At 68.4% G+C, this 26,600-nt stretch carries 26 protein-coding genes and 3 pseudogenes; 16 read left to right on the forward strand and 13 right to left on the reverse strand.

The window, feature by feature from the left end; all coding sequences use genetic code 11:
* The 9 genes and pseudogenes from M8J73_RS33400 to M8J73_RS33440 all read left to right on the forward strand — a co-directional run.
* A partial coding sequence (locus M8J73_RS33400) for a TnsB C-terminal domain-containing protein (protein WP_372504060.1) occupies positions 1-995 on the forward strand: 995 nt, incomplete at its 5' end.
* 26 nt (positions 996-1,021) lie between these two features.
* Complete coding sequence (locus M8J73_RS33405) at positions 1,022-1,369, forward strand: hypothetical protein (protein WP_240501481.1); 348 nt, start codon at positions 1,022-1,024, stop codon at positions 1,367-1,369.
* The gene (locus tag M8J73_RS33410; protein ID WP_055540269.1) at positions 1,363-2,391 is read left to right on the forward strand and encodes a TniB family NTP-binding protein; all 1,029 of its coding nucleotides are present in this window, start codon (positions 1,363-1,365) and stop codon (positions 2,389-2,391) included. Before M8J73_RS33405 ends, M8J73_RS33410 begins: the two co-directional genes overlap by 7 nt.
* 160 nt (positions 2,392-2,551) lie before the next feature.
* Complete coding sequence (locus tag M8J73_RS33415) at positions 2,552-5,701, forward strand: helicase associated domain-containing protein (protein WP_240501479.1); 3,150 nt, start codon at positions 2,552-2,554, stop codon at positions 5,699-5,701.
* Positions 5,702-5,947: 246 nt separating this feature from the next.
* Positions 5,948-6,103 carry a hypothetical protein gene (locus M8J73_RS33420; protein ID WP_206187923.1) on the forward strand — a complete coding sequence of 52 codons (156 nt, stop codon included), beginning with the start codon at positions 5,948-5,950 and terminating at the stop codon, positions 6,101-6,103.
* Positions 6,084-6,377 (forward strand): annotated as a pseudogene (locus M8J73_RS33425) (WhiB family transcriptional regulator); the annotation flags it as partial. The gene M8J73_RS33420 and the pseudogene M8J73_RS33425, both read left to right, overlap by 20 nt.
* Entirely contained in the window at positions 6,372-6,911 is a 540-nt protein-coding gene (locus M8J73_RS33430; protein WP_276205963.1) for an RNA polymerase sigma factor, read from the forward strand. The pseudogene M8J73_RS33425 and the gene M8J73_RS33430, both read left to right, overlap by 6 nt.
* The gene (locus M8J73_RS33435; protein ID WP_055540266.1) at positions 6,908-7,213 is read left to right on the forward strand and encodes a hypothetical protein; all 306 of its coding nucleotides are present in this window, start codon (positions 6,908-6,910) and stop codon (positions 7,211-7,213) included. Before M8J73_RS33430 ends, M8J73_RS33435 begins: the two co-directional genes overlap by 4 nt.
* 550 nt (positions 7,214-7,763) lie before the next feature.
* Complete coding sequence (locus M8J73_RS33440) at positions 7,764-7,952, forward strand: hypothetical protein (protein ID WP_055540265.1); 189 nt, start codon at positions 7,764-7,766, stop codon at positions 7,950-7,952.
* 91 nt (positions 7,953-8,043) lie between these two features.
* Here the strand turns inward: M8J73_RS33440 and M8J73_RS33445 are convergent, their stop codons facing one another.
* From M8J73_RS33445 to M8J73_RS33455, 3 genes are all read right to left on the reverse strand, one after another.
* On the reverse strand, positions 8,044-9,291 hold the full coding sequence (locus M8J73_RS33445; RefSeq protein WP_055540264.1) for an RNA polymerase sigma factor: 1,248 nt from the start codon (positions 9,289-9,291) through the stop codon (positions 8,044-8,046).
* Positions 9,288-10,157, reverse strand: a complete 870-nt coding sequence (locus M8J73_RS33450; protein WP_055540263.1) for an RNA polymerase sigma factor — start codon at positions 10,155-10,157, stop codon at positions 9,288-9,290. Before M8J73_RS33450 ends, M8J73_RS33445 begins: the two co-directional genes overlap by 4 nt.
* Positions 10,158-10,288: 131 nt before the next feature.
* Positions 10,289-10,570, reverse strand: a complete 282-nt coding sequence (locus tag M8J73_RS33455) for a hypothetical protein (protein WP_055540262.1) — start codon at positions 10,568-10,570, stop codon at positions 10,289-10,291.
* Between the two features lie 189 nt (positions 10,571-10,759).
* Here M8J73_RS33455 and M8J73_RS33460 point away from each other — a divergent pair, with 189 nt between their 5' ends.
* Positions 10,760-11,113 (forward strand): RNaseH domain-containing protein, encoded by a 354-nt coding sequence (locus tag M8J73_RS33460; protein ID WP_505016642.1) that lies wholly within the window; start codon positions 10,760-10,762, stop codon positions 11,111-11,113.
* Positions 11,114-11,744: 631 nt separating this feature from the next.
* On the opposite strand, the gene M8J73_RS33465 is transcribed toward M8J73_RS33460, so the two are convergent.
* From M8J73_RS33465 to M8J73_RS33485, 5 genes are all read right to left on the reverse strand, one after another.
* The gene (locus M8J73_RS33465; RefSeq protein WP_157873140.1) at positions 11,745-14,963 is read right to left on the reverse strand and encodes an SAV_2336 N-terminal domain-related protein; all 3,219 of its coding nucleotides are present in this window, start codon (positions 14,961-14,963) and stop codon (positions 11,745-11,747) included.
* 6 nt (positions 14,964-14,969) lie between these two features.
* Entirely contained in the window at positions 14,970-15,992 is a 1,023-nt protein-coding gene (locus M8J73_RS33470; RefSeq protein WP_055538857.1) for an AAA family ATPase, read from the reverse strand.
* Positions 15,993-16,054: 62 nt separating this feature from the next.
* Positions 16,055-17,947, reverse strand: a complete 1,893-nt coding sequence (locus M8J73_RS33475) for a VMAP-C domain-containing protein (RefSeq protein ID WP_240501284.1) — start codon at positions 17,945-17,947, stop codon at positions 16,055-16,057.
* Positions 17,948-18,249: 302 nt separating this feature from the next.
* Complete coding sequence (locus M8J73_RS33480; RefSeq protein ID WP_055538855.1) at positions 18,250-18,651, reverse strand: CU044_2847 family protein; 402 nt, start codon at positions 18,649-18,651, stop codon at positions 18,250-18,252.
* Positions 18,652-18,974: 323 nt separating this feature from the next.
* Entirely contained in the window at positions 18,975-19,160 is a 186-nt protein-coding gene (locus M8J73_RS33485) for a hypothetical protein (protein WP_079054843.1), read from the reverse strand.
* A gap of 158 nt (positions 19,161-19,318) precedes the next feature.
* On the opposite strand from M8J73_RS33485, the gene M8J73_RS33490 reads away from it, so the two are divergent.
* The 3 genes from M8J73_RS33490 to M8J73_RS33500 are packed head-to-tail and all read left to right on the forward strand — an operon-like array spanning position 19,319 to position 20,645.
* Entirely contained in the window at positions 19,319-19,591 is a 273-nt protein-coding gene (locus M8J73_RS33490; protein WP_206187838.1) for a putative ATP-grasp-modified RiPP, read from the forward strand.
* Positions 19,592-19,595: 4 nt separating this feature from the next.
* Positions 19,596-20,084, forward strand: coding sequence for an MvdC/MvdD family ATP grasp protein (locus tag M8J73_RS33495; RefSeq protein WP_055538853.1), 489 nt, complete (start codon positions 19,596-19,598; stop codon positions 20,082-20,084).
* A gap of 42 nt (positions 20,085-20,126) precedes the next feature.
* Positions 20,127-20,645: a YceI family protein gene (locus M8J73_RS33500; RefSeq protein WP_055538852.1), complete on the forward strand. Its 519-nt coding sequence runs from the start codon at positions 20,127-20,129 to the stop codon at positions 20,643-20,645.
* Positions 20,646-20,694: 49 nt separating this feature from the next.
* Here M8J73_RS33500 and istB read toward each other — a convergent pair whose 3' ends face one another.
* Positions 20,695-21,489: an IS21-like element helper ATPase IstB gene (istB, locus tag M8J73_RS33505; RefSeq protein WP_055538851.1), complete on the reverse strand. Its 795-nt coding sequence runs from the start codon at positions 21,487-21,489 to the stop codon at positions 20,695-20,697.
* Positions 21,486-23,125 (reverse strand): annotated as a pseudogene (gene istA, locus M8J73_RS33510) (IS21 family transposase). Before istA ends, istB begins: the two are co-directional and overlap by 4 nt.
* 400 nt (positions 23,126-23,525) lie before the next feature.
* Between istA and M8J73_RS33515 the strand changes: the two are divergent.
* Both M8J73_RS33515 and M8J73_RS33520 read left to right on the forward strand, forming a co-directional pair.
* Positions 23,526-23,720, forward strand: coding sequence for a hypothetical protein (locus tag M8J73_RS33515; RefSeq protein WP_055539993.1), 195 nt, complete (start codon positions 23,526-23,528; stop codon positions 23,718-23,720).
* Positions 23,713-24,639 carry an RNA polymerase sigma factor gene (locus M8J73_RS33520; RefSeq protein WP_055539992.1) on the forward strand — a complete coding sequence of 309 codons (927 nt, stop codon included), beginning with the start codon at positions 23,713-23,715 and terminating at the stop codon, positions 24,637-24,639. Before M8J73_RS33515 ends, M8J73_RS33520 begins: the two co-directional genes overlap by 8 nt.
* Before the next feature lie 389 nt (positions 24,640-25,028).
* Here the strand turns inward: M8J73_RS33520 and M8J73_RS33525 are convergent, their stop codons facing one another.
* Positions 25,029-25,769 (reverse strand): helicase associated domain-containing protein, encoded by a 741-nt coding sequence (locus M8J73_RS33525; protein WP_055539990.1) that lies wholly within the window; start codon positions 25,767-25,769, stop codon positions 25,029-25,031.
* Positions 25,700-26,017 (reverse strand): helicase associated domain-containing protein, encoded by a 318-nt coding sequence (locus tag M8J73_RS33530; RefSeq protein WP_240501433.1) that lies wholly within the window; start codon positions 26,015-26,017, stop codon positions 25,700-25,702. The genes M8J73_RS33525 and M8J73_RS33530 overlap by 70 nt, the downstream gene beginning before the upstream one ends.
* Before the next feature lie 42 nt (positions 26,018-26,059).
* Here M8J73_RS33530 and M8J73_RS33535 point away from each other — a divergent pair, with 42 nt between their 5' ends.
* Entirely contained in the window at positions 26,060-26,377 is a 318-nt protein-coding gene (locus M8J73_RS33535) for an immunity 53 family protein (RefSeq protein ID WP_055539994.1), read from the forward strand.
* Positions 26,378-26,387: 10 nt separating this feature from the next.
* Here M8J73_RS33535 and M8J73_RS33540 read toward each other — a convergent pair.
* A pseudogene (locus tag M8J73_RS33540) lies at positions 26,388-26,510 on the reverse strand (IS630 family transposase); the annotation flags it as partial.
* Positions 26,511-26,600 lie beyond the last annotated feature (90 nt).

Consider the following 26,600-nt stretch of genomic DNA (forward strand, 5'->3'; position numbering starts at 1 on the left):
TCTGCGCCGCGGTGCTGCGGCCGGTGGGCACGACGTCGGTGGACGCGGCGATGCTGCTGGCGCAGACGGTGGTGCCGGTGGCGATGCGGCCGGGCTGGGACAAGGCGCTGTCCATGCAGCGGTCGGTCATCCCCTACGAGCGGCTGATCGCGTTGGACGCGCGGCTGGAGCAGGCTGCCGCCCGGCCGGTGATCATGCCGGAGACGGTGATCGTGGACCAGGGCCGGGTGTATGTGTCGGCGTCGTTCGTCTCGGCGTGCGAGAGCCTAGGGATCTCGGTGCAGCCGGTGCCGCCGGCGAACGGCCCGGCGAAGGGGAACGTGGAGCGGACCTTCCGCGCCATTGCCGACGGGTTCAGCCAGTACCTGCCGGGCCACACCGGCTCGGACGTCTCCCAGCGCGGCGCCGCCGCGGAACAGGATGCCTGCTGGAGCCTGACGCAGCTTCAGGAACTGCTGGACGAGTGGGTCATCTGCGGGTGGCAGGAGCGCCGGCACGAAGCGCTGCGGCACCCGATGATGCCGCGGGTCGCCGTCTCCCCGAACGAAATGTGGGCAGCTTTGGTGGCGTTGACCGGGCATGTACCGGTGCCCTTGTCCGCCGACGACTACGTCGAGCTGCTGCCCCTTCGGTGGCAGGCCGTCAACGACTACGGCATCCGCTTCGGCTACCGCACCTACGACCACCCCGGCCTGAACCCCTACCGGCGCCGCCGCTCACCGCGGGCGGACAAGAACGGACGGTGGGAGTCCACCACAACCCCTACGATCCGAACCGGGTGTGGGTGCGCCTGCCCGAGGGATGGCTCGAGGTGCCGTGGGTCCATGCAGGGGCGGTTAGGCGCCCGTTCACCGCGTTCACCTTCGACCACGTCCGCCGCACCGTCCAGCGCCGGCATGGCCGTGAAGAGCACGAGGCGGCGATCGCCCAGGCACTCGATGCACTGCTGCGCCGTGCCGGCCAGGGACTGGGCAGCAAGCGAGAGCGGACGGTAGCCGCCCGGGCCCAGGCGGCCGCGCGGATGACCGATCCCTCCCCCGCCACCACCCCGCAGCAGTGGCCTGCGCCTCTCGCGCCGGGGGCCTCGTTCGGGCTGCCCGGCTCCTTCACCGTCCCGCTTGAAGATGGCGACGGCTGGGACACCGACGACAGCCTGGACGACATCGAGGACAACCAGGACGACGAGGACTACCTTCTCGCCGCCCTCGCCGACGGCCCAGACGCTGCGGCAGGCCACGCGGATGAGGCCGAACCATCCGAGCCGACGGCCGAAACGACCCAGGACCAGGCCGCTGAGCAGACGCTGAACGCCGCCGGGGCGGGCGGCATGCGCATCTACGACCCGTACCAGGAGGCCCAGGCATGGTGACAGCGGCCCAGCCCGCCACCACGAGCACGTTCAGTCCGCTGACCACGTGGGACGGATGGCAGCAGTTCGTCGACACGCCCCACGCACCGGCACGGGACGCCGACGACCAGGAATGGACGCTGGAGCAGCGCGAGGACTACCACGCACGGTTCGTGGTGCTGAAAACCCCCGCCATGGACACCATCTCCACCGCGGTACGCCGCCTGCTGCTACTCAACCGCGGCCAGCAGGGCGGAGCCAGACGCGGCCTGATCATCTCCGGACCGGCCACCACCGGGAAGACCACCGCCATGCAGCAGCTCGGGCGCACCGTCGAACTCGCCGACCGGCGCCGCCACCCCAACCAGGACGGGCGTCTGCCGGTGCTGTTCATCACCGTGCCGCCGTCCTCCACCCCGAAGATGCTCATCAGCGAGTTCGCCCGCTTCCTCGGCCTGCCCGCCCTGGAGCGGATGAACCAGATCCAGATCACCAACGCCGTGTGCAAGCTGCTGTGCGAGCTGAGCACCCAGCTGGTCCTGGTCGACGACGTGCACCTGATGGACACCCGCAGCCGGGCCGGCGCCGAGACCTCCGACCAGCTGAAGTACCTCGGCGAGCGGATCCCGGCGACCTTCGTCTACTCCGGCATAGACGTCGAATCCTCACCCCTGCTGACCGGCGTACGCGGCTCCCAGCTCGCCGGCCGCTTCAAAATCGTGCGCAACCAGCCCCTGCGCTACGGCAGCCCGGCCGACAAACAGATCTGGCACGACCTGGTGAACAGCATGGACAGCGCCCTGCGGCTGCGCCACCACCGGCCCGGCACCCTGCTCACGCACGCCGCCTACCTCCACGCCCGCACCGGCGGCCGCATGGGCAGCCTCTCCCACCTCATCCGCGAAGCCGCCCTCGTGTCCCTCCTGGACGGCACCGAAAAGATCACCAAGAAACTGCTCGAAGAGATCGAACTCGACACTGCCGCCGAACAGCGGGCCCGCGCACCGCACCGCCGCCGGACGCCTTCGCAGCGCCAGCCCTGACTGTCGGTGTCTGCCTCAGCCGTCCGTCCCGCTTCCCCGTGACCACTGCTCGGCTGCCGGTACAGCCGAGCCCGCCAGGAACGACCTCTGCTCCCTGATGCACGACTCTCTTCCACCACAGCCGCAACCGCCGCGTACGGCTGCGGCACGTCCGGGGCCGGTGCGGCTCGCGCCGCTGCAGGGCGAGACGAACCTGTCGTACCTGGACCGGCTGGCCGGCCGCTACCGCCTCGGCGTCAGAGACCTCATCCCCGCGCTCCTCCAGGTCGGCGGAGGCCTGTTCAAGGGCTACCGCACGGACGGCGAGGTCTACCTCAACGCCGAAGCCCGTGCCCGCATCTCCGCGTTCAGCCGTGTATCCGAGGAGATCCTGCAGCGGGCCCTGCCCGCCTGGACCGCCCAAGAGCCCGTCTCGCCGGACAGGGCAGGTGCAGCCGGGCGGTTCCGCTTCGGGGCCGTGGTGCCAGCCGCAGGGGAAGGCTGCCGGCTGTGCACCGCCGCACGCACCGGACGGGCCAAACCCGCCCGGGTGTATCTACAGCCGCACACCCGGATCTGCCTGCGCCACCGGCGCTGGATGCTCGGAACCCACTGGATCGACGGCGCACCAGCCGACACCGAACAGGTCGACCTGGCGGGACTGCCGGAGATTGTCGCGGCGCACCGGCGGCATCTGGATCTGCTGCGCCATCGGCCGGACACCGTCCGTGCGTTCGAGGTCGCGCATGCCGTGGTCGTCTCCTGGTGGGCGCAGCAGTGGCCCGAAGAAGAGCAGTGGCCGCGCCGGGTAGGCCAACTCTTGCCGCAGGGGGCCGATCCGGTCTGGTGGAGGCTGCTGGCCAGGGACGCGGTCACCTACCCCGAGACCGTCGCCCTCACCTCGGTCCTCACCGATGAACGCACCAGGCAGCGGCTGCTCGCCGACACCGGCGGTCATCTGCCTCACACGCTCGCTCACGTGCCTGGTCTGGTGGGCGAACTGGCGCGGGTCACGGGGCGGCCGTGGCTGCCCGAGCGGATCGCCTCGACCTCGGCCGGCCCTTTGCTGCTCTGGGCGCAGCACTGCGTACGGGCCGCCGCGGACGCAGCCGTCGCCGACCGGCTGTGGACGCTGCACATGGCGCACCGGCCCCGCCCCATCGCCCGCGAACTCACCGCCTACCGCCACACCGCCCACAAGGGCGAGAAGGCGGCGGGCGGTATGCGGCTGCACCTGGGGCTCCGGCACAGGTCGGATCAGGCGTTCACAACGGGGCTGGCACACGCCCGTGCCTACGCCGCGGTACACGGCCATCTCGCCGCCCCGATCCACAGCCGGTTCGACGGCTTTGCCCTGGGCCGATGGCTGTCGAATCACCGGAAGTTCCCGGCGATGCCGCCCGAACATGTCGCGGAACTCGAGGCGCTGGATCCGTGGTGGCGGCCGCCGTGGACGGTGATGTGGCAGCGCTTCTACTACCAAGCCCGCGACCACACCCGCGCCCGCGGACCCTTGCGGCCCGACCACGGCTTCCCCACCACCAGCTTCGGCCTGGGCGAATGGCTGTACAACCAGTGCACCGGCTACGACGAGCTGCACCCCGCACAACAGCGCCTCCTGGCCGACATCGGCCTCACCCTCGAGGCGGTACAGGCGGCCCGGCCCCGCCGCAAGCACATGGCCACCCACTTCCAGCGCGCCCTCACCTGCGCCCGCGCCTTCGCCGACGCCCACGGGACGCTGGTGAACGCGACGACCGACACCGTCCAGAACGGACTCAAGCTGGGGCAGTGGCTGGCCAACCAGCGCAGCAAGGACCGCGCCTACCAGCACCGCCACGGCGCCCCCTCGTCCCGGGCGCTTGCGCTGTCGGCGATCGATCCCTGGTGGAGCCCGCCCTGGACGCTGGAATGGCAGCGCTCCTGGCACCAGGCACACACCCACGTCCAAGAAGGTCACGTCCTGGACGCCGCGGCCAAGTTCCCCGGCACCAGCAGCGCGCTCGGCACGTGGCTGACCACCCAGTGCGCCCAGTACGACACCCTCCAGCCCGGCCAGCATGACCTGCTCGCACGTATCGGACTGACAGGGGAGATTGCTCGCAGCGCTACCGACCGGCCCGCCGAGCGTGAGGCGGACTTCGCCGTCGGTCTCGGATACGCGCGCTCCTACCGCGCGACGCACCGCACCCTCGCCGCCCCGATCAACACCGTCCACGACGGATTCCAGCTCGGGCGGTGGCTGCGCCGGCAACGCCAGCACGCCCGTCCCGACGCCGACCGGGGCGGGCCTCCCTCTGCCGCGGCGAAGGCGCTGAACAGGATCGATGCCTGGTGGTGCCCGCCATGGAGCCTGGCGTGGCAACGCGCCTGGCAGCACATCCACGACCAAGTCCGAGCCGGCCACCGGCTCGACGCCGATCACGACTTCCGCAGCTTCGCCCCAGGCCAGCGCGCCTGGCTCCGCCAGCAGCGCACCCACTACGACGACCTCCACCCCGACCAGCAGCGCCTCCTGGCCGGCATCGGCCTCACCCGCGAGAGGGCCCGCACCCGTCCCCTCAACCCGTACGCCGAGACCGCGCTCACGCATGCCCGCGCCTACGCCGCCGCCCACCGCACCCTGGCCGCGGCCTCCTCCACCGTCCACGACGGCTTTCCCCTCGGCCGCTGGCTCAACGACCAACGCCAGCAAGCCCGGCGCGAGACCATCCCCACCGCCCGCCACCAGGCCCTCACCGCGATCGACCCCTGGTGGAACCCGCCCTGGGGCATCGCCTGGCAACGCGCCTACACCCACGCCCGCACCACACAAACCCGCCACGGCGGCCCGCCGGCCGACGTACGCGCGTGGACGGCAGCACAGCGCACCACCTGGGATCGTCTACGCCCCGAGCAGCAGAAACTCCTGACCGAGCTGGGAATCGCCCCCGTCAGCCGCCGCCGGACCAGCCGCGTCTACCCACCCAGCCCCGGACTCGACCACGCCCGCGCCTACGCCGCCTTGAACGGCCACCTCTCCCCCAGCGCAGACACCCACCACGACGACTTCCCCCTGGGCCGCTGGCTCGTGCAAAAACGCCGCGCAGCCCGACAAGGACGCCTGGCCCCCACCACCAGCCAGACACTCGACACCATCGATCCCTGGTGGAACCCGCCCTGGCCCAGCATCTGGCAACGCACCTACCAACAAGCCAAGTCGCACCACCACACCGACCAGGACCACTCCCCCACCCTCCAGAAGTGGACCGACAGACAACGCACCCGCTGGAACACCCTCCACCCCACCCAACAAAAGCTCCTCACCCGCATCGAAGTCATTCCCGCATGAGCTGAAGCGGCCACCGATGTCCGGCCGGGCATACCCAACTGATCCGAAGGAAGACTCCAAAAAAGATCTGGCATCGAGGTCACGCAACGGGCCCCTCGCAAGCACTCACCCTTCAGAAGCCAAGCCCACGTTGACCAATCGGGAGCCCTGGCAATGCAGGAGTATGAGATCGCAGCCCTAGCAGCCGGGGCCGGGTACCTCACAAGCACGCTGCGAATGTGGATCCGGGTGCACGGTCGCACGAGCATGGCCCACATCCGCAGCAGACATCGCAGCGAGATGATCCGGGAACTGCCCAGCGGCAGCCGGGTCATGGACGAACACGACAAGATCACCATTGAAGTCGGCGGAGCGCGGGCGGCGGAGAAGCAAGGGAGCGGCAGTGTCGTCGTGGGTGACTGAGTGGTCGGGGCAGGCAGCCTGTCGTACCGCTGATCCGGACGAGTTGTTCGTGCAGTCGGCTGCACAGGGCCGGGCCAAGGCGGTCTGTACCGACTGCCCCGTGAGAACGGAGTGTCTCGCCGACGCACTCGACAATCGTGTTGAGTTCGGCGTGTGGGGCGGCATGACCGAACGGGAACGGCGCGCTCTGCTTCGCAGGCGTCCCACCGTCAAGTCCTGGCGTGAGCTTCTGCAGAGCACACGTGCCGAGTCCGAGCAGGGCACCGGGCTGCTTGTCGAAGAACGGCCCAGGCAGCCGCAAGACCAGCAGGGCCTGTCGCCGGAACAGGAACAGCAGTACGGGGCCCTCTTCCGAATCCGTTTCGTACCGACCGTCGGGTTCCTGATCGCCGCCGGTGCAGGTCGGCACGACGCTGAGGACGCTGTGCAGAGCGCCTTCGTGCAGTTGGCCCGGGCATGGGAGTCAGTGACACACCCCGAGGCCTGGCTGCGGACCACCGCATGGCGCATGTGGCTCAAGGCCAAAGACAAGCAGAAGACCTGGTCCTCGGATCCCGCCGACCTGCCCGAAGCATGCGTGCCTGACCCGTGCGGCGACATCGCCGAGCAGGTCGACCTCGTGCAACTGTTGCGGCGGCTTCCTGTTCTGCAGCGCACGGTAATGGCCTTCGAGATCGACGGGGCCACGCCAGCACAGACCGCCGAGGCCCTCGGAGTCCCGAGTGCCAACGTCCGCCAGAACCTGCGCCGGGCACGTCAAAGCCTTGAACGCATGCTCCAGGAACAGGACCAAGGAGGCGCACTGTGAGCCACTCGCCCAGGCGCAGTGCCGCCCAGCCGGTAGATGGCGTGCTGGCCTCCGCCATGCAGCGCCTGACCAACGCGCTGGACACGACCACGGATGTCGACAGCAGGCTGGCAGCCGCCTTGTACGCCGCCGCCCTTCCACCGGCACCTCCAGTCAAAGCCTCAATCGACGCCTTCCTCGACCACGGCCGGCAGGAACTGCAGGCAACCCTTGAGGCCACCACAGACGTCGAAAGCCACCTCATCCTGGCCCTACACGAAATCGACCTCGAACCGCAGACCGACAGCACCAGCGACGCATAACCACATCACAGCCGACAGGCCCCACCTCAAGGACATCAGCAACCCCGACACCACCTGACCTGTCCCACCAAGTAGCAGCTCACCAGAACTGCACCCTGCTCGACCAACCTGCGCACCCCCGCGTACGCGCAGGTCAGACAGACACCACCTCGCCCAACCCCACACCCGATCACCCCCCAGGCATCGCGAACATCACCCAGAAAACCTGAGAAACCCCAGCGCACAGCCCCCGCAACAACACAGAAAAACTGGGCGACGACAGACGAGCAGCCCGGTCCCACGGTCCAGGGGCGGGTCGAGATGCCGGGAAGCGCCCGCTGCCTGGTCAGACATGTGCGCTCCTTGGTGCTGGGGCCGGCTGGTGGGTTGCCTGGGATTGCCTCACACCCACCTCATAGGGCCGTCGCCCGTTTCTCCCCCCGCCCGGCCCGCGCATCCCTGCTGTGGCATGGATCACGCGAGGGCAGGGCTGGCTGCCCCGGCTACAGCAACAGCGACCAGACCGGTGGCGCCGAGCCGCCGGGTCCGATGCCCTTCTCCAGGAGCCGATGTGCGCAGCAACGACCGCGACCCCCTTCTCGACCAGCGCGCCGTCCTTGTCCTTCTTCTCGGTGTGCTGGCCGCGGTCGGCGCGGGCGTGCTGACCGTCCTGAACGGCGGAAGCGTCGCGGGAGCGGGCCTCGCCGGGGGCGGGGCCTTCGCGGCGGGGGTGTACCTCTTTCACCAGCTCATCGGGTGAGCGTGTCACTGCGTCCCCGCTGGTCTGGCCCTTTCATGCCTGCGGCGGATGTACGGCGTCGCGTTGGGGCGCCGGTAGGGGCAGTCGGCTGTCACGTCCAGGGGACGGCATCGGTGAGGGCTCGGTGGGCGTTGGAGCGGCACGTGGCGCAGTGCTTCATGTGCCTCAGGGTCTGTGTGCGGCATTCAGCGGTGAACGTGGGTGCTGTGCGGTGAGCTGCGCTGATCGCGTGCAGTTCTGGGCAGGCGTGTGCGTACTCGGTGATGAGCAGCAGTGCGTGGAGTCCTTCGGTGATGTGGGTGCGTGTGTCGTAAGTGCGTCGGCGGGCCACGTTGGATGAGACCCCCAGAATCGGGGCGATCTCCTGGGGTCCCATGCCGTCGAGGATGGAGTGGAAGATCTCGCGATCCATGGGGGCGAGGGAGGCAGCCACTCGTGCGACAGTGGCCCAGACGGAGCGCAGCTGGATGTCTTCGTGCTCTGGGGTGGTGTCGGGGATGTCTTCGAATGCCTCGGGCGGCCAGGCTTCTGTGTGCTGGGCGCGGGACTGATGGCTCAGGACCCGGCGGCGGGCGGTGCTGATCAGCCATGCTGGGAACTTCAGTGGCTGGCGCAGGGAGGCGAAGGCCTGGTAGGCATCGAGGAATACCTGCTGCACGATGTCTTCGGCCGCGTGGTAGTCGGAGATGCGCTCGAGGCAGTAGGCGCGGACACGTGGAGCGTGGCGGACGACGAGAGCAGAGAACGCCTGGTTCCGTTCGTGCTGGGTTGCGGGACGGGCCAGGGTTTCCAGGAGCTCGGTGTCGCTGAGGCCTGCTGCGGAGATGTCCGAGACCGGAAGGTCTTCGCGCCCCGGCCAGGGATCGGGCGGTGCATCGGGCTCGCGGGCAAGGTCAGCCGCAGGTGCTGTCTGCCGGGACCGGCGCACGGCGCTGTTTACTGCTGTCGTGTCGGCGCGCTCGCGCAGCATTCGCGCCGTGGCGGTGCCGATCGATGAGTTCTCGATCAGCAGATGTGCGATCAGTTCGTTGCAGAAGCGGGTGAGTTGGCCTGCTGGTGAGAGGGCCGAGCGGTCTTCGGGAAAGATGTCCAGCTGTTCGGCCCAGCGCATCAGGACGTCGCGCACCCCGCAGGGCCCGAAGCGCTCGGGGTGGGCCAGCACGGCCCCGAGCGGGTTGTGCCGGGGGGCGGGGGCCTGATGCAGCGCGTTGCGGGCCCGGCGAAGCAGTTGGGCTGTTGCGGCTGCGCTGGGGTCGCCTTGACGCAGAGCCGTGATGTACTCCTGTGCCGCGCGCTCCAGCTGGTCTGCGCTCAGACCGATCGTGGTGTCGCTGCTCATGACAGCGTCTCCGTGGGGTCCGGGTGGGGCTTGGCCCTGATGCGCCGGAAGCGTCCTTCCACGGCCCTTTCGCTCAGGCCGACTTGCTCTCCTGCCTCGGCGTAGGTGTAGCCCCAGCTCACCAAGTGGGCTGCGGCACGGGTCTGGGGGTCGGTGACCCTCTCGAGGAGGTGGTCGACGTACAGACGGCTGATCACCGGGGGTGCAGTCTGGTCGTCCTCTCCCCCGTGCAGGTGCAGATCATCGAGGAGGCCTGCTGAGTCGACCATCTGGCGCCATTGGTAGCTGTCGCGCAGCCAGCGGCGGTAGGCGTTGGGGAACTGCAGGACGCAGGAGCCCACGAAGAACGTCTTGAGGGTGGCCTTGCGCTCGGGCTTCCACCGGCCCGGATGGAGGACCTCGGCGTAGAAGTATCGGATCCCGTGCGCGACGGTTTCGATGGCCAGTTCGGACAGCTCGTCCGTGCCCCACTGCATCGTGCGGAGTTCCTCGATGCTGGTCGGCCGGCCCCGCTCACGGCAGAGCCTGGCGATCTTTCCGCTGCGGATCCAGGCCGTCAGAACGTCCATGCCGTAGCGGGCCAGCTCGTTGCGGAACGCCTCGTGGAGGCTGCCGGTGAAACCGCAGGCGACGAGTTCCTCCAGCAGCAGGCGGTCGGTGCGCAGTCGTAAGGCGGCTTCGTAAGTGTCGCTGGACATGTCAAAATGCAGATCGTCGCTGATGACCATGTCTTCGAGATCGGTGAAGTGCTCTTCAGTGAAGCAGAGTTCTGTCTCGGCAGGGTCCGGGATGCCGCCGTCGCACTCCTCGGGCGGGCCGCCGGTGTGAACCGCCGCCGGCGTTCCGCTGCCCGCGCTGGTATCCATCAGGTGCCTCCGCCGATCCGGTCCCGTCGTTCCACAAGGTGGTAGATGCTGTGAGGGCGGCCGCCCCACGGTGATAGGCGAGTGTCTTCCACGAGCATGGCAGCGCCGTCCTCGTGTGCAGGTCCTCCGCTTCAGTTGCTGGCTCGCGCGGCGGCGGGCTCGGCGCGGTTGAGGGCCAGGCAGATGACACGGAAGGCCCGGTCGCTAGTGCGCTCGGACCCGTAGACCGCGGTGAGGAGAACGACCAGGACCACGGTGAGTTCGACGGCGCCCACCACGGTGCCGAGCGCCGGACTGACGAAGCCGATGACGGCGGGCGGCGCGAGCAGGCCGATACCAAGGACCGCCTGACGCGCGCGCGACCCGAGTACGGGTGATGCTGACGGGTCGTCACTGTTTGCGTGGACTGGCATGGCTGCTTCCTTCGTCTCGGCAGGCTGCTTTGTCCTACGTATAGATGGGTGAGCCGTGCCGGGCCCACGCGGGTCGCGGGGCAGTTCCGGATTCAGCGGAGGGGTCGTGGGGGGCAAGGTGTTCTCCCGGGGGGCGGGCACAGCTCGTGCGGAACCGGCGGCCCCGGCCCTCGGCACCGAAGCGCCCCTGTGATGGGCAGGGCGCCGTTGCGTGCCAAGGAGACCGTGTGGAAGGTCGATGTGTGCAAGGACGTGTGGAATCCCGAGTTGCTGGAACTGCTCGTGGCGGCCAAACAGAATGACGACTCGACTGCGGCCTGGGCGGCTCTAGCTCATCAGCGCCGCTTCGCGACCGCGCTCTTCGCCGATCCGGTGACCCTGCCCATTGAGCTGCACCTGGCCTACGAACTCGGCAGCGTGCTGCTGCCCTCCCACCAGCTCGAAACGATCGAGCAGCCGGAATCCTCATGGCACCGCCGCCTGCACCGCCCACGCCGCGCGGCGAGCGGCCGGGCGGTGCGGGCAGACACCTCGAGGGGCTGAGAGCGCGTCAGCAGACGGCTGCCGAGACCACTGCGGTCCAGCAGCAGCTGGGCCGGCGGCACGTGCTCGTTGCGGTCGCCGGTGCCACACCGGCCGCCCTGCAGCACCGGGGGTGCTGAGCTGCGACGAGTGGCACGGGACAGCGTGGCCGGCCCGGTCTGGCATATCCAGGTCCGCCTCACTCGAGCCGGGCGGGCCGCCGGACGGGCCCTGCAACTGGCCTCCGCCAAGCAGGCATCCGCCCCGACGCCGCTGTCCGAGTGGCTGCACGCGGCACTCGATGCGGTGGCCGCCGTCCCCGAGAAGACCCTCGCGAAGATGATATCGGGCGGGTGGCGGCCGGCCTTAGCGGGCACGGCTACATCGAAGACGCCAGCGCCTGGCAGTACCGCCTCATCCCAGCCGGCCGGGCATACCTCGGCGCATACTCTGGTGGGGCGCAGGACGGGAGCGACTGACGGCGCGGGTGCGCTGACCCTCTTCCACGGAGATAGCGGCGCGGGTGGTCTACCTTCACACCGTCCGGATCCGGTGAAGGCGGGGACCGTCGCTGAGCGTGGTCAGATCAATCACAGTCTCCGGCGCTGTCCGCCCGGTGCCCGTTCCCCATCGCTCACGCCAGGCGCCCTCTTCAGCGAGTTGACGGCGGTCGCTCGCTGTCTGGTCCGTATGCTGTGCTGAAGTGGACCGCTCCAGACTCGGACGCGTCAAACAGAACTGCACCGTCTGGGAGTTCGTGGGCAAGCGCCCTTGAATCGTGTTTCGTGAGCAACTTGATGCGTGTCTTGAGTTGTTGTGAGAGACGCGGATCAAGCCAGGCCTGATAGGTCGTGTCAGCGAACAGCAGAAGATGCATTCCCAGCCGTCCACCCGCCTCCGCGACTCGTTGCAGTGCGGTGCGCTGTTCCGGCGCCAGCTGCAGAATTTGCGGGACTTCGTCTAAGACAACGACCAGGCGTGATAGACGGGGCAATTCCGGATTCGTGAGGTATGCCCTCTCGAGCAACCTGATGTCACGGTAGCCAGTCGCCACATCTAGCAGCCTTTGGCGATCCGTAATCTCGTTGTTGATCTTTTCAGCCAGGGAAAGGGCTCTCGTGGGGGCTTGTCGCAGTCCGAGGAACGCCGAGGCGGTCGAGCGGTTCGCGTATCGGTGGAGCCTGCTGCGGCCACTGTAGTCGGCGAGAACGAACTCCATGCTGTCTCGATCAGTCAGTTGCTCCAGTACACGGTGCATGAATCCCCGGCGCACGCTGGACGGGCGGCCCTGGCACAGCAGGTGCGGCCCCTGACGATTGCCTTCCCTGCTCCCCAGGTCGAGTTGCACCGGTTTCCCGTCGGCATCAAATCCGAGGGTCACCGCCAGCTGACGCTGCCCAGGCTGGTCAAGAACGAGGGCATTGAAGGCGCGCAGCAACTCCTGCGCGGTCGGCCTCCGGTCTGGATCGCTCGTCACGCAGGCTCGCAGACTCTTGGCAAGGCCATCGGGAAGTTCCGGCGAGTTCAGGGCTTCGAGGAACCCTTCGGTCGGGGGACGGCCCGTCGCCGCCTCGACGAGGATGCAGCCGAGCGCGTATATATCCCCCGCCCGCGTCGGATCGGCGCCGTCCATAAGCTCCGGGGCCCGGTAGCTTGTCCCTTGTCTGTACCGGGAGCGGTGTCGGCTGGCCAGCCCGTCCACCGTGGCTGTCATCCAGCCCGCGATCTGCACCTCACTCCCTGCAATCAGCACGCTGTGTGGTGTCAGTGACCCGTGGACGAGCTTCTTGCGGTGCGCACCGGCCATGCCCATTGCGAATTGCCGGGCAACCGTGAGTAGTCCCGCTTCGTGCAGCAGACCGTGCCGCACGGCAAAGGCACGCAGGTCCGGCGCTGGCTGGGAGCCATCCAGCGCGCATGCAACCGCCAGCCATGGCCGCTTGCTTCCGATGTCCCATGCCAGGAGCCGGGGGGCATGACTACCCATCCGTTTCAGCGCCGCTACCTCTGCTGCCACCAGGTCCCGGGCGTGCGGTACTTCGGGCTGGCGGATGACGAGGATACGGCCCTCGCCGTCGTGGGCCAGGAACAGCCCGATCTTCGACCAGCCGGACACATGCTCGGCGAACACCTCGTACGGCAGAGAGTCGCCGCCGTCGAAGCGGGGATCGGATACGGGCAGGCGCTGCCATCCTGTGGTGTCCGGATGTAGCTCGAACCCTGGCGGCATCTCCCGCAGGGGGCCGGGCGCTGGCGGCGCCGGTTCTGGGGTGTCCGGAAGCGAGGCCCCAAGTCGGCGCATCACCGTCTCGTCCACCCACGCGAACGGTCGGCGGCTGGCCGTCATCCGCTCCGGGCCTTGAGGGTTCGGCAGCCATGCCGGGAATTCCGCGGCTGATCCTGCCAACTGGGTGAGCCGCGTCGTGACTGCGCGAGTGGTACGGACCAGGTCGGAGGGTGGCACGGTTCCCAGCAGGACCTTCCGCGTCTCCTCCGTGAAGTCGAACCTTCGTTGGTGCGGCAGGTCCTCCGAGCCATCGACGCCGTGCATCAGGCCGCCGAGAAAGACCTCGGCCAGGTGAGAGGTGTCAGCAGCCGGGCTCACTGCCTGCTGCACCAGCCGCATCACCGGCACGGGGAGCGGCGCCACCGCGGCCAGGTGCGCTGCGAGACGATACGCGTCCGGGGAAGCCGACTCCCGGAACCTCAGAACAGCCGCTTCCGCACGGGTGGTGCCGCCTTCATGGACGGCTCCCTGCTGAGGGGCGGTTGCGGGCCCTGTGCCCGGCGAAGTGAGCAGGGGCAATACCGCGGTACCGCCTGCGGAGCCGATCAAATGAGCCCAGGCGCCCAGTGATGTCGAATCGGCACCGAGCACCGGCACGGGCACACCGTCAAAGGCCAGCAGCTCCGGCGGCAGCACGGGGTCCTCGATGTGCCAGGACCCGTTGGCCGCACCTTTGCGTCGCGTCGTAACCCGCCACGGCTCGGCGCCGATTCCAGAGCCTGGCCGTAGCCGTGGTGGCAGTACGTGCAGTAGGGCAGTCGGGCCGATTGCGGCCGAACGGAACAGGGCGGCGTGCATCCTGCCGTCCCGCCATGCCCTGCCCACACCATCGCTCACAACGAGCAGCAGTGTGTTGCCCGAGGGGTCGAGCACTGTTGACATCGGTAGCCTGGCGGTGCGTGTACTGAACGGGCGCTGGCTCAGCAGTGGACCCTCCGGGCTGCGACTGTCCAGGCCGTGCACACGTACATGGCGAAAGGCTCCGCAGCGTTCCATCAGCGTTCTGATCTCGCCCGCGAGTCGCTGCCACAGCAGCATAGAGACGCCATCGTCGACAAGGACTGCCAGATCCAGCCACCGGGTCCTGGCAGGTTGTAGCACCGCCTGCGGCATGCCGGTCTCGGCCATGGCCGTGACCGTAGCCTCGATGTCGAGTTCTGTGCGCAGCACGTCGGGGCGCCAATGCTTGAGCGGACGCAGCGATCGGCCAAGGCGCAGTTCGGTGCTGCCTAGCGCCTTCATTCCTGGGGTGCGTACGGCTATCCCGGGCCGGTCTGAGCTGGCTGGCTGCTGATGCGGGGCTGCAGGAGCGGCGTGCAGAGTGCCTTGCGGTGCGGGGCGATGTTCTGGGCCGGCAGGTGCTGCTTTGCGCTGTGAGTCGTCCAGCGGACTGGAGGGCTTGTGGGGAGCAGCACCGGTGTCCGGCCCGCCGGGCGTCTGGGCGGTGGCCCCAGCAGCAGCGCGTGCCAGCGGGGCGGCCGCTGCTGGAGGCAGGCGCGACGCCAGCCACAATGCGTCGAGCAGTTCCTCGGCGTCCAGTTTCTCGCCGCTGCCGGACAGGATGTTTCGGACTTGCTCCAGCACCGGCGGCTACACCGTCCTGCCGAGACGGTGCAGCACCGCGTCGAGCAGCCCCTCGGCGTCCAGTTTGACACCGCCCCGACGCAGGAAGACGGCGTTGAGCAGTTGGTCGGTTGCGAGTTCGCCCCTGGCCCTGCGGGCGAGGAACGCCCGCATGAGGTCGTCCACGCCCTCCATGTCGGCGTCGGTGCCGTCGGGGTTCAGATGCGCCGAGATAATGGCGCGCAGCCGGTCCTCGTCCGGTTCCGGCAGGTCCAGCCGTACACACCGACGCAGGAACGCCGGCGGGAAATCGCGTTCACCGTTGCTGGTGATCACGACAATGGGGAATTCGGAACAGCGGACCCGGCCGCGAACGACATCTGTGGAGGCGTCGGGGTCGGCCGTCATCACCCGTACCAGGCTCTGCTCTTCGGGGAGACGTGCCAGCTCCGGGATCTCGAATTCACCCTCCTCGAAGACGTTGAGCAGGTCGTTCGGCAGGTCGACGTCGCCCTTGTCCAGCTCGTCCACGAGTAGCACCCGCGGGGGCGTGGATGGCACGAGCGCTGTGCCGAGGGGGCCAAGGCGTACGTACGAGCCGATGCCGGGTTCTTCGGTCGGCGCCTTGTCCCCGTCATGCGGCCCGCGGCGCATGTTCGTCTCCCGCAGCCGGCCGATAGCGTCGTAACGGTAAAGCGCTTCCTGAAGGGTGGTGCGGCTGTTGACCGGCCAGTGCAGGACGCGCCCCAGGGACAGCTCGTAGGCGACGGCATGCGCCAGGGACGACTTGCCGGTTCCTGGGTGCCCCGTCACCAGCAGGGGCCTGCGCAGCAGCAGTGCGGCATTGACGACGTCTGCCTCTGCGGGGCCAATCAGATACGGTCGCTCACGGCGGGGGCCTTCCACTCCTGCACCGTCGAACCGACGCCAGGGCGGGGGTGCCGGGAAGGTGATGCTGCGGGCCAGCCCGTCGCCCCTGAACAGCCGCCAGTCGTTGTCAGTCCTGTCACCGCTTGCGTCGTGCTGTCTCGAAGGCTCGTGGACCGTCATCGAGGTGTCCGCTCCTTGGTCGTGGTTCGGTTCGTGAGCTGTACGCCGCTGGGCCAGCCCGGTCATGAGGGGTCCGCCAGGGCCAGCGGGCCAGGCAGCGGCAGCTCGTCGTCGTCCCATACCAGCGCGGGCCTTGCGGCCGACGACTGTGCGGCCCCGAAGGCGGCCGCACGGAACTCCTGGAGTCGCTGCGGCAGTTTGTGCAGCGACCCCGTGGGATCGAGGTCATCCAGCCGGCCCGCGTCCTCATGGGATGCGGCTGCCCGGTCCCACAGCACTACGGGGACACCCATGGCCAGACAGACAGAAAGAAGGGGATCTCGCTGCTGCGGTGGTCCATGCAGCACGACCCGCGCGGTGTTCCGGTAGGGAGTCTTCAGCAGTTCATAGAGCTGCTGAGGGTCGACGGAAGGCTTGTCGACAACGAGGGCACCCGGCTCTCCAGCCGCCCAGCGTCTGCGCATCTCGCTCTCCCCGGTGGAGGAGCGGCGGGTCATCTCGGGGCACCTCAGGGCGACCTGATACCTGGAGCCAAGAGGCAGGCTGAGTTCGGGGAAGGCATCACCGAGCTCGCTGCCTGTCTCCCAGGTGTCGACGGGGATTTGGAGGCCGCAGGGTCCGACGACGACATCCACCTGCGTTGCCGGCTCGTCGCCCTCACTTGGGCATCCCTCAACAGTCTCGCGTATGAACCGGCCGATTTCGTCGGGTGCCAGTGGGTCTTTCGTCATGGTCACCGTCGTTCTCGTCCCATCGCCGCGAAACAGCCAGAGTTCGCAGAGATAGTGTCCTGGGGCATCCGGTCCAGCCTCGGTGAGGCGGGTGACGATCCGGGCGACTGGTGAGGGGCGGTGCGAGGCCCATGCCTCCGCGTCAGCACGTCGCTCTGCAAGGGCCCCGCGGCTGATTCCCAGCCTGCCGGCGACATGGTCGCACCATTCGATCAGGATGGCGCGACTGTCGGCGTCGGTTGCGGCGGCCACGAAGGCGGCAAGTCTGAGTAGAGCCGGAACAGGAGTCGAGCCCGCATTCCCGGCAGGGCCGTCGGGGTAGTCCTCCAGGCTCAGCACCACTCCGTCAAGTTCTGCCTGCGTCAGCCGGGCGGTGCTCGCCAGAGGACTGGGGAGTTCCATAAACCGCAGTGCCTCTCGAGCGGCACGCGGAATCAAAGCGGGATCGGCCGCGGTGACTGTGCGGAGCACTGCGAGCAGCTGGCGGTGCTCGTTGACGGACAACAGCCGGACGTTCTCCTCCATGCGGCCAAGTGCCAGGAGGCTACTCAGCGCTTGTCGGGCGGCATCGTGGTTTTGAATCGTGGGCGCGAGCGACTCAGCCAGTGTGGCCAGCGCCCGGTCCTCGGTCAACAGTAGAGCGGCCAGCTCGTCCAGTGTGGGAGCCGACGGGTCGTCAGCGGGTGGGGGCGCACAGCCGATGCTGGCCGCCAGAGCACGGCAGTGATCGGCGCGCCTGACTGGGTCGTCCAGCAAGGCGCGCAGCGCGGAGACCAGTGATTGTGCCGTTCTCGAAGTCTCCTGCCCACCTTGCCGTTCTGTACCGCTCAGCGTGGCTACCGCGCACTCGTCAAGAACGTCCCTCGCCCCCGCACGAGCCAGTTCCTCACGCACGGTCTGCCACGGCAGCGCCCAGCTGCGGCGGACGGTCATCTGCGGCTGCAGCGGTCCCGGGCTGGGCATTACATGGGCAACGACGAGCCCTGCGACCGTCGAGTCGGCCCGTACCCACAGCGGGCCGCCGCTGTATCCAGGCCCGATGGCAGCCCCGGACAGCTGTCCATCCAGATAGCAACACCTGTCGTCCTCGGGTCCAGCCACAGTGTCGGCATAGGTGATGGACGCTCCGCCGCCGTGCCAGGCCCGCAGCCCCAGACCTTCCCGCATCTCCCGCCACACCACGGGCCTGGTCCAGTCGGGTGCGGGCTCATCGAGTTCCAGCACGGCGAGGTCGCCGTCCCATACAACCCCAGAGGTCCGCTGTTGCGGAGGCAGCCAGACCGACAGCCGGGCGGTCCCGCGACCAGTCGTTCCGGGGCCGTGGAACGCGACGTTCAGGGCGTGCTCTCGCTCCGGCTGCTCGGTACTCCATAAGTCGCGTCCGAGCGCATCGTTGACAACATGGGCGCAGGTCAGTATCCGGTTTGATGACAGGAGTGCGGCAGCGCCTGCAGCCTTGTCACCCCCCGCACGCAGCAGCGCAGTATGCGAACAGGGTGATGTCCGGCGACGGAACCAGCCCATTCTCACCCCTGGGCGGGATCAGCCGTGGTCTGCTGCTGCCAGGTCGCACTCACAGTCATGGTTGCCTTGCCGTTGAGGCCGACAATGCCCAGCTTGAGGTCCTGTCCGATTTGAATGCCGAATTCAACCTTGAGTTCATGCGGCGGGTTCTCGGTGCCCGCGACCGCACCGTGGACCTCCTCAAGGAGTTGCCCAAGTGGGCGCAGTGTTGCTCGCAGGGCATCCGTTGCGAGTGCCGCTGTCCGTCCGCCACGCGCCACTGGAGTGGTCATGCCGAATCCCTCTGGGAGGTCTGGCGCCTGCGACGTCTCGGCAACGAGGAGGTCTGTTGTCGGCTCTCCTGCGTCGGACAGCTCCACACGCAACGCGGCGCCAGCCAGATCGAGTTCAAGGTATTCGGGCATGACCGTATTCTGCCCGACCCCGGGGCTTCCGCTGCCTCGCCAGACATGTGCACTCCGCTGAGGCCGGCTCGTCGATCGTCTGGGTGTGCCTCACACTCACCTTTGCCGAGGCCGAGGCCGACGGCGAGGGATCACGCTCCGGGGGATGACGGCTGAGCCACTCCGCTACGGGATCCGTTCTCTCGTCTGGACCAGCGTCCAGGAGGACTGTTTCCCTCAACTCCCCGACACCGCCTCATGGGACGGGAGCGAGGCCATCTCGCTGAACCGGCTGCGTGGAATGGTGATCGTTCAGACAGCCGTGACCGAGGCGGTGCTCGGCCTCATCCTGTTGCGTCTGCGAGCTGGGCGACGATCGCCCAGCGCCGTACCCGGGTGGCATCTGGCGCAATCTGCCGGTGACCTTGGGTTTTCGCTTCGGCAGCGATGCGGCGGGCGATCTCGCCGTGGGACAGCCCGGTGGCCGCGACCCACAGCGCGAGGTGCGGGTTGCTGGTTCTGCCGGTCATCGCCGCTGCCCTCCCCAACTCCTGCTTCACGGAGCGTGGCAGTTTCGCCACGGTTCGCGGTACCAACGGTACTGGTCACGGCTGGTGCGGGAGGTCGATTCTGCTTCTGCGGTAGCCGCACGGGCTATTCGCGTCAGGGATAGGGGAAGGACGAACGCATGGCGACGCTTGCACCCCCGGCTCAGGTTCCGTGGGCGATGCGGCTGGTTACCGACCGGCTACCGGTCGGCCCGCCGTCGTACGCCGCGGTGGCTCTCGACGCGGCGACGCAGACCGCCCGGTACACCGACGCCGCCGGTCAGGTGGTGGAGATGGGCAAGCACGGCACGTCCAAGACCACCGGGACCGCGTCGGTGTCCGGCAGCAGTGACGGGCAGAACCCGCAGCCGCAGACCCAGGACGACAACACCACCGACTACGAGTCGGACTGATCCGATGGCCTCCACCGTCTTGGTCGTCACCGCGCTGGAAGACGTCACCGCGGACCGCGTCATCGCCGCGCTGAACGAACGCGAGGTGCCCGTTGCACGGGTCGACCCGGCCGGCATCGGCGCCGGTCTGGCCTTCGGCGCCCGTATCGGCGCCGGGGCGCCGGCCTGGACCGGGCGGCTGGTCACCGGCAGCCGGGAGGTGGAGCTGGGGGAGGTGGCGGCGGTGTACTACCGCCGCCCCACCCCCTACGCCGCCCGCTTCCAGCATCTGCCCGCTCAGCAGCGCGACTTCGCTGCAGCCGAGGCCAGGCATGGGTGGTTTCGTAAGCGAGAGCGGACAACGTTTGTCGATGGGTTCGTACAGCACTTTGGCGATCAACACCGCGGAAATGTTGACGAGAACCGACAACGCTTTGGCCGCCTGCCAGGACCTCCTTGTCAGCCGCGCCTGCACTTGAGGGCTGGCGTACCCGCTGCCGCTGCGAGAGGCTGACCCATCACGGGTTGATCTTCAGCACACGGAGGCTACAAGCTCATGCCAGCATCAGAGAACCAGCCCTTACCAGCAGCAGGTGCATACGAGATCGATCAGGCGGCATCAACGGTCCGCTTCGACACACGCGCCATGTTCGGGCTGCTCCCAGTCCAAGGGATTTTCGCCATCGGACACGGCCGGATCACTGTCGCGGACCCGGCAGAAGAGTCGTTGGTGCACGTCGCAATAGAGGCAGGAAGCTTCGAGTCGGGCAATCAGCAGCGTGACGACCACGTCAGGTCCTCTGACTACCTGGACGTGGCTCGGCATCCCGAGATCGGCTTTCGGAGCCAGCGTCTGGAACGATCCGGCGCTGATGCCACTTTGTACGGCGAGTTGACGGTATGCGGGGTGACTCAGCCGATCGCCGTCACACTCGGCACGGTTGCCCACGAGGGCAAGCGGATGACGGCGAACGGCACTACCACGATCGACAGGTACGCCTTCGGCATCACCAAGGCCAAGGGCATGACGGGGCGGCATCTCAAGATCACTTTGGAAGTCGTCGCACACCGCTGAACCGATCGTGATGCTGAGCGGCTCACGGATCGGCGTGACATTGGTGAGGTCAGCCTGCGGCATCCTGCGCTCGGGCCGCCCTGGTGCTGGCGAGCCGGTAGGACTCCGTGCCGGTCTCGATGATGTTCCCGCCGAAGGTGAGGCGGTCGACGATGGCCGCGCAGAGCCGCGGATCGGTGAACGTCCTGGTCCAGCCGCCGAACGATTCGTTGGAGGCGATGGCGACGCTGTTCTTCTCCTCGCGTTCGGTGAGCACCTGGAAGAGCAGCTCAGCGCCCCGGCGGTCCAGCTCCATGTAGCCGAGTTCGTCTATGCAGAGGAGATCGACGCGTCCGTAGCGGGCGATGGTCTTGGTCAGGATCTTTTCGTCCGCGGCTTCGACCAGCTCGTTGACCAGTTTGGTGGCGAGTGTGTAGCGGATCCGGAAGCCGGCCATGGCGGCCTCGGTGCCGAGGGCGATCAGCAGGTGGGACTTGCCGGTGCCGGAGTCGCCGATCAGGCAGAGTGGCAGGCCCTTCTTGACCCATTCGCAGGTCGCCAGGGTGTGGATGACTGCGGCGTCGATGTTCCCGTTGGCCTCGAAGTCGAAGGTCCGCAGCGACTTCTCCCGCGGGAACTGCGCCGCCTTGATGCGCCGTTCGGAGCGGCGGCGGGCCCGGTCGTCGCACTCGGCCATCAGAAGTTCGGCGAGGAAGCCGCGATAGGACATCTGGTCGCGGGCGGCGGCTTCGGCCAGGTCGGGGAACTGTGCCCGGATGGTTGGCAGCCGGAGCATGCGGCATGCCTGGTCGACGGCGGCGTCGGCGGCCTGTTCGGTCAGCCCGCGGTGGCGTTTGAGGGTCACGGCATCTCTCCCTGGATGGCGGGGCGATCGGCCGGCTGCCGTGCTCGCAGCAGCTGGTCGTAGGCCGCGACCGAGGGCGGCGGCCGGGTGTCGGGCGGCAGCTGGGCCAGCCGCCGTTCGGTCAGCGAGGTCACGTTCGTCCGGTCTGGCTTGGCCGGGAAAGGATCAGCGACCTCGTCGGCTTCGGCTGCCTTCCGTGCCTCCAGGGCGACGGCGTCCGCGGTCAGGGCGCCGGCCCTGAGTGCGGAGGCAAGCCCGGCGACTAGGTGTTCGTGGGGAACGTGGCGGCCCATCAGCAGGACCTCGATCAGGGCCCGGGTGCCGTCCCGCTCGCCGTGGGCAGCCTTCGCCGCCTGCCACCACGTGTCATGGACGGGCGTGAATTTCCCTGCGGAGCGGGCCTGTTCGAGGGCGGTGGCGTGGCCCCGGGAAACGCTCCGGGCTTGCGGACCAGAGCTTCCAGGTAGTGATCCAGATCCAGCCGGGCCTGCCCCTTGGCGATCAGCCGTTCGTGACGGGCGACCTCCAGCTGACCGTCATAGACCACCAGCTCAGAGGCGTGCAGCATGGCCCGAACCGTCCGCCCGATCAGCCGCACCGGCACCGAGTAGCGATTGGTGCGGACGCTGATCTGACTGAAGCGGTCCACCCTCAGGCTGAACAGCCTCCCTGTCTCGAAGCGTTCGCCCGGTAACGGTTGCAGCAGCGGCCGTTCGACGGCGAAGTACTCACTCACCGGCCGTGGCCGGGAGCCGATCCGGCGCCGTTCGTCCTCCTCATCCCACCGCTCGATCATCGCGTTGAGCTCGGCGAGGGAGGCGACCTCGGGGACAGGGACCATGTGATTGCGGCGGAACCAGCCGATCTGCCCCTCCACCCCGCCCTTCTCGTGGGCGCCCTCGATGCCGGGCAGGCAATACGCTGCATCAATGCCGAAGTGCGACCGGAACGCGGTCCACCTCTCGTTCTCCACGCGAGACCGCGAGCTCAGCACCCGGGAGACCGCGGAGCGGAGGTTGTCGTAACGGACCTTGCCCGTCGGTACTCCACCCAGCACGCTGAGAGCGTGAACGTGGCCCTCGAGGAATGCCTCCTGGCCGCAGGAAGCGAAGACGCGGTGCACGGCCTTGCCCGAATACGACAGGCGCATCGCGAACACGAAGCAGGTGACCTGCTCACCAGCCAGGCATACCTTCACATCGCCGAAGTCCACCTCCACCTCGGCCCCCGGCCGGTGAGACTGCGGAATGAACGCGTGCACCACCCCGCGGCCGGCCTCAACAGCGATCTGGGGCCGCCGGTCTGCGACATACGCCCGCATCATCGGATAGGTCACCGCCTCCGCCCCGTGCTCGTCCACGAGCCGGTCGAAGATCCGCTTGACGGTGTGACGCTGCTTGCGCGGAGCATCCAAATCCGCCCGGAGCATCTCGTCGATCAACGGCTTGTAGACATCCAGACGGGTGCCACGCGGCCGCGGTTTCTTCCGCGGCTCCGGCCAGACCGACTCCAACGCGGCCTTCACCGTGCGGAATCCGACTCCGTACTCACGCATCAAGGCCCGGTACGACATCCCTGCCCGGGCATCACGGCGGATCGCCGCGTACAAGTCGACCTTGGACTTCGGTGGCGCCATCGCAGCCTCATCCCGCAGAGCACGTCCATGCTCCCACCGCAAGCCCTCAAGCGTTGCCAGAACTCACAGACATCGCCCTCCCACGAAACGAGGCGTTCTCGGCCCTGAGCGACAAGTGGTGTCGGATCCCATCAACAAAACCAGGCGGGACGCCCTCATGAGGGCCCCGAGCGCGCGCTGTGACGGCATGTCGGCGAGAGCCTCGATGCCGATGACCCCTATGACGGCCTGTGGCGAACCGTCCCCTTGGGCGCCGTCAGCGTGGCAGGGACGGCTCCCTTCCCCGGCCCACAAGATTTTTCCGCCGTCGTGTAAAGAATCCGGCGGCGTTCCGCCTCTCAGCATGCGTACGGCCGCTGCTTCACGGTGAGGCGCTGGGCCGCAGACTGGAGGAGGTCCGGTGGTAGTGACGGGTGTGGGCTCGGTCGTGGTGATCCTGGTGGTGCTCTTCGCGCCGACGCTGAGCAGCGTGCTGAAGAGCATCGCGTTCCGAAACCGTGCCGCGGGTAAGGCCGAGATGATCCGGGCACAGGTCGAGTCGGACGCGCAGGTGCGCAAGGGGCACCGGACGGGGAAGCGGGGTCGGCGTGGCTGATAGGGACAGGCCGCGGTCGCGGCACGCCGACGCGCTGCGGGAACTGGTGGCGGAGCCGGAGCGGTACGGCCTGATGGTCCGGTACGCCGCCAGCCAGCTGGGCAACCACGGAGTGCACCGGCGGTGGGCTGATCCTGAGGACGTCGTGCAGAACGCCCTAGCGGCCGTGCTGGCCAAGGACGGCCCGATCCGTGTCTACCGCCCGTACGTGTACGCCTGCATACGGCGGGAGGCCGGCCGCGCGGCCCGCCGCTATCACGCGGGTCAGGGGTACGCATCACTCGACCTCGACCTACGGGCGGAGGGCGAGCTGGCGGTGCCGGCCTTCGAGGGGGAAGTCGAGCTGCGGGACGTAAAAGACAGGACACTCGCGGGACTGCCCGTGCAGCAGCAGCGGGCGTACTTCCTGACACAAGAGCTGGGTATGCCCCACGCGCAGGCGGGCAAGGTGCTGGGTATCGCGGCGGCGACGGTCGGCGTCCACAGCAGCCGGGCGACCAGGAAGGTGCGCGCGGCGCTCTCCGAGGCGGGGGTGGGGGCGGCCGTGCTGGCATGGGTCATCGCGAGCATTGTCCGGGGCAAGCAGGAGATCATCCCCGGTGCCGGCCCCGAGATGCTGCCAGTTTCGTACACGGTGACGATGACCGTCCTCTTCATGGTCGGCCTCAGCAGCATCGTGCTGGGATGGGCCACCTCTGCCTCCGGGCGGCCCCGCCTGCGCTCGTCGCTTGCGTCTGTGCGGGAGGCGCTCGGGATCCTGCCGGAGCAAGGAGGCGGAAAGGAGCACGGCGACTCCGACCCGCGCGGCTTCCGTGAGCAGTTTGTCTTGGCGCTCTGGGCAGGGATCCGCCACCTCGCCCGCTCGGCTTCCCGCTACCTGCAGGGAGCCCTCCTCAACAACCGCACTGATCGACGCTGAGGCAGAAGCACGGGGAACGGTCACCCCTCACGACCGTTCCCCCGGTGTTCGAGTGTTCGGTGACCGGGCTGTCTGCTGGGGCCCGGATAAGCTCCTGATGTGGATCGGATCCATGTACGGCACCACGCCCGGCCCCTCGAGGAGAGTTCCGCCGCAGCCGTGTCTTCACCCGACCGAGTGGCAGGCCCCCAGGGGCTGTCGCCAGACGGAGGACGACGGTACGCCGGAGGCGGCGTCCAGCACGGGACCGTCACCTGGCCCTACGGTCGCGCTGCCGTCGTCTACCGCGAGTCGATGGCCAGCCCCCTCATCGCCGACTTCCGCGAAGTCACCCACACCGACAGCTGCCGCGTGTAACCGACACGCGCCGCCGCGGAAGTCGCGGGCTTCTATGACAGGGCGGCTGGAGGCGTGGCTTCGTCGGTCCAGTCGCCGTCGAACAGTGCTGCGAGCAAGGCGGCATGCTCGGGGGGAAGCCGGCCGGAGCGATGCTTGGTGCGGGCCTTGGCGAGCCATGCGCCGATCTTGACGCGCTCGCCGTCGACGGTGATTTCCTCGCGGGCGGCGGGGGCTCGGTGCTCGCGGTGGAGGAAGAGTTCGAGGATCTGTGCGCTCTGGGCGAAGGTGCGGCGGCCTGGGCGGCTGGTGGTCATCGGGTGGGTCTTGGGGGTGAGGTGGAGCGCGGTCAGCAGGCTCTGCTGCCGGCGGGCGAGGGTGTCCCAGTGGGTGAGTTGGCGGTGCAGCCAGCTGCCGATCTTCACGGTGCCCAGGACGGTGTGGTGGTCGAGGGCGGCGGGGTCGTGCCCGGCGGCCAGGTGGGTGCGGAGCAGGTGGTATTTGCGGTGCCAGTCCGGGCCGTGGGGCAGTTGCCAGTCGGGGTCGATGGCGGCGAGGTCGGCGGCGCGTTGGGGGTCGAGTCTGCCGTGTGCGGCAAGGGAGCGCTGTTCAGCGAGCCAGGCTCCTGTGAGGGTGGTGGGGGCGGCGAGGTGGCCGTGGGTGCGGTGGTAGTCGGTGGTGGCGGTGAGCCGGGCACGCCAGGCGGCGTCGCGTTTGTCCCAGATCATGTCCAGGGCGTCGAGTTCGGCGATCCAGTCGGTGTCGAGGCGGCCGGCTGCGCGGGCGTCGCACATGGTGGTGATGAAGCGGCCAGTTCGTAGCCGACGGCGTCGAGGTGGTCGGCGGGAACATCGAGGTGGCCGTGGGCGTCGTGGAAGGCCTGGGCGGCGGCGAGGCCTTCGCGGCGGGAGCGGGAGAGGGAGCCGTGGGGGTTGAAGGCGATGAGGTCCATGGCGCGGGCGATACGCTCGGGGCGGAGGGTGAAGCCGAAGCGCCAGCGGTGCTGGATGATGCGGCTGGTGCCGTGACCGGGAAGGTTCACCGGGTCCGTCGGCCAGCGTGTGCTTCTCGTAGCATCGCGTCCATGTCCGGATCCGAGCACGTCCTTGAGTGGTTGCAGAGCTGGTATGCCTCCCAGTGCGATGGCGACTGGGAACACGAGTGGGGCGTGAGGATCGAGACGCTCGACAACCCGGGGTGGCTCGTCAAGATCAATCTTGAGGAGACGGAGCTGGCCGACCGGGAGTATCCCCGTAAGCGAGTTACTCGAGACGAGCCCGATTGGGTGGTGGCATGGACGTCCGAGAGGACGTTTCACATCGCTTGCGGCCCCGGCAATCTGACCGAGGCGCTCTCGTTGTTCCGGCGATGGACGTCCGAGGACGTTGCGGAAGAGCTCTGACTGGAGCTCCTCACGCGGCGAGCGCGGGTCTGCTGCCCCAGCGGATCCCTTTCTCGCTGCGAATGCGGGCGCGTTCCTTCCGCTGGGCGGCGAGGACGTTGGGGTGGCGGGCGTTGGTGTTGCGCCAGCGCATGTCCAGGTACTCCTCTGAGTGCTCCGCCGAGTACGAAGTTATGTGCACCACTGCTCAGGCCACGTCGGTGTCCCGCTCGATGGCCTGGAG

This window comes from Streptomyces neyagawaensis, assembly GCF_023516595.1.
GTDB lineage: Bacteria > Actinomycetota > Actinomycetes > Streptomycetales > Streptomycetaceae > Streptomyces > Streptomyces neyagawaensis.

What these genes read in the sequence shown, in the direction of transcription:
- M8J73_RS33405 (WP_240501481.1), top strand. Translation starts at nt 1,022, where the DNA reads ATGACCGATCCCTCCCCCGCCACCACCCCGCAGCAGTGGCCTGCGCCT.
- M8J73_RS33410 (WP_055540269.1), top strand. Translation starts at nt 1,363, where the DNA reads ATGGTGACAGCGGCCCAGCCCGCCACCACGAGCACGTTCAGTCCGCTG.
- M8J73_RS33420 (WP_206187923.1), top strand. Translation starts at nt 5,948, where the DNA reads ATGGCCCACATCCGCAGCAGACATCGCAGCGAGATGATCCGGGAACTG.
- M8J73_RS33445 (WP_055540264.1), bottom strand. Translation starts at nt 9,291, where the DNA reads ATGAGCAGCGACACCACGATCGGTCTGAGCGCAGACCAGCTGGAGCGC.
- M8J73_RS33450 (WP_055540263.1), bottom strand. Translation starts at nt 10,157, where the DNA reads ATGGATACCAGCGCGGGCAGCGGAACGCCGGCGGCGGTTCACACCGGC.
- M8J73_RS33455 (WP_055540262.1), bottom strand. Translation starts at nt 10,570, where the DNA reads ATGCCAGTCCACGCAAACAGTGACGACCCGTCAGCATCACCCGTACTC.
- M8J73_RS33470 (WP_055538857.1), bottom strand. Translation starts at nt 15,992, where the DNA reads ATGACGGTCCACGAGCCTTCGAGACAGCACGACGCAAGCGGTGACAGG.
- M8J73_RS33480 (WP_055538855.1), bottom strand. Translation starts at nt 18,651, where the DNA reads ATGCCCGAATACCTTGAACTCGATCTGGCTGGCGCCGCGTTGCGTGTG.
- M8J73_RS33485 (WP_079054843.1), bottom strand. Translation starts at nt 19,160, where the DNA reads ATGACCGGCAGAACCAGCAACCCGCACCTCGCGCTGTGGGTCGCGGCC.
- M8J73_RS33490 (WP_206187838.1), top strand. Translation starts at nt 19,319, where the DNA reads ATGGCGACGCTTGCACCCCCGGCTCAGGTTCCGTGGGCGATGCGGCTG.
- M8J73_RS33495 (WP_055538853.1), top strand. Translation starts at nt 19,596, where the DNA reads ATGGCCTCCACCGTCTTGGTCGTCACCGCGCTGGAAGACGTCACCGCG.
- M8J73_RS33500 (WP_055538852.1), top strand. Translation starts at nt 20,127, where the DNA reads ATGCCAGCATCAGAGAACCAGCCCTTACCAGCAGCAGGTGCATACGAG.
- M8J73_RS33525 (WP_055539990.1), bottom strand. Translation starts at nt 25,769, where the DNA reads ATGTGCGACGCCCGCGCAGCCGGCCGCCTCGACACCGACTGGATCGCC.
- M8J73_RS33535 (WP_055539994.1), top strand. Translation starts at nt 26,060, where the DNA reads ATGTCCGGATCCGAGCACGTCCTTGAGTGGTTGCAGAGCTGGTATGCC.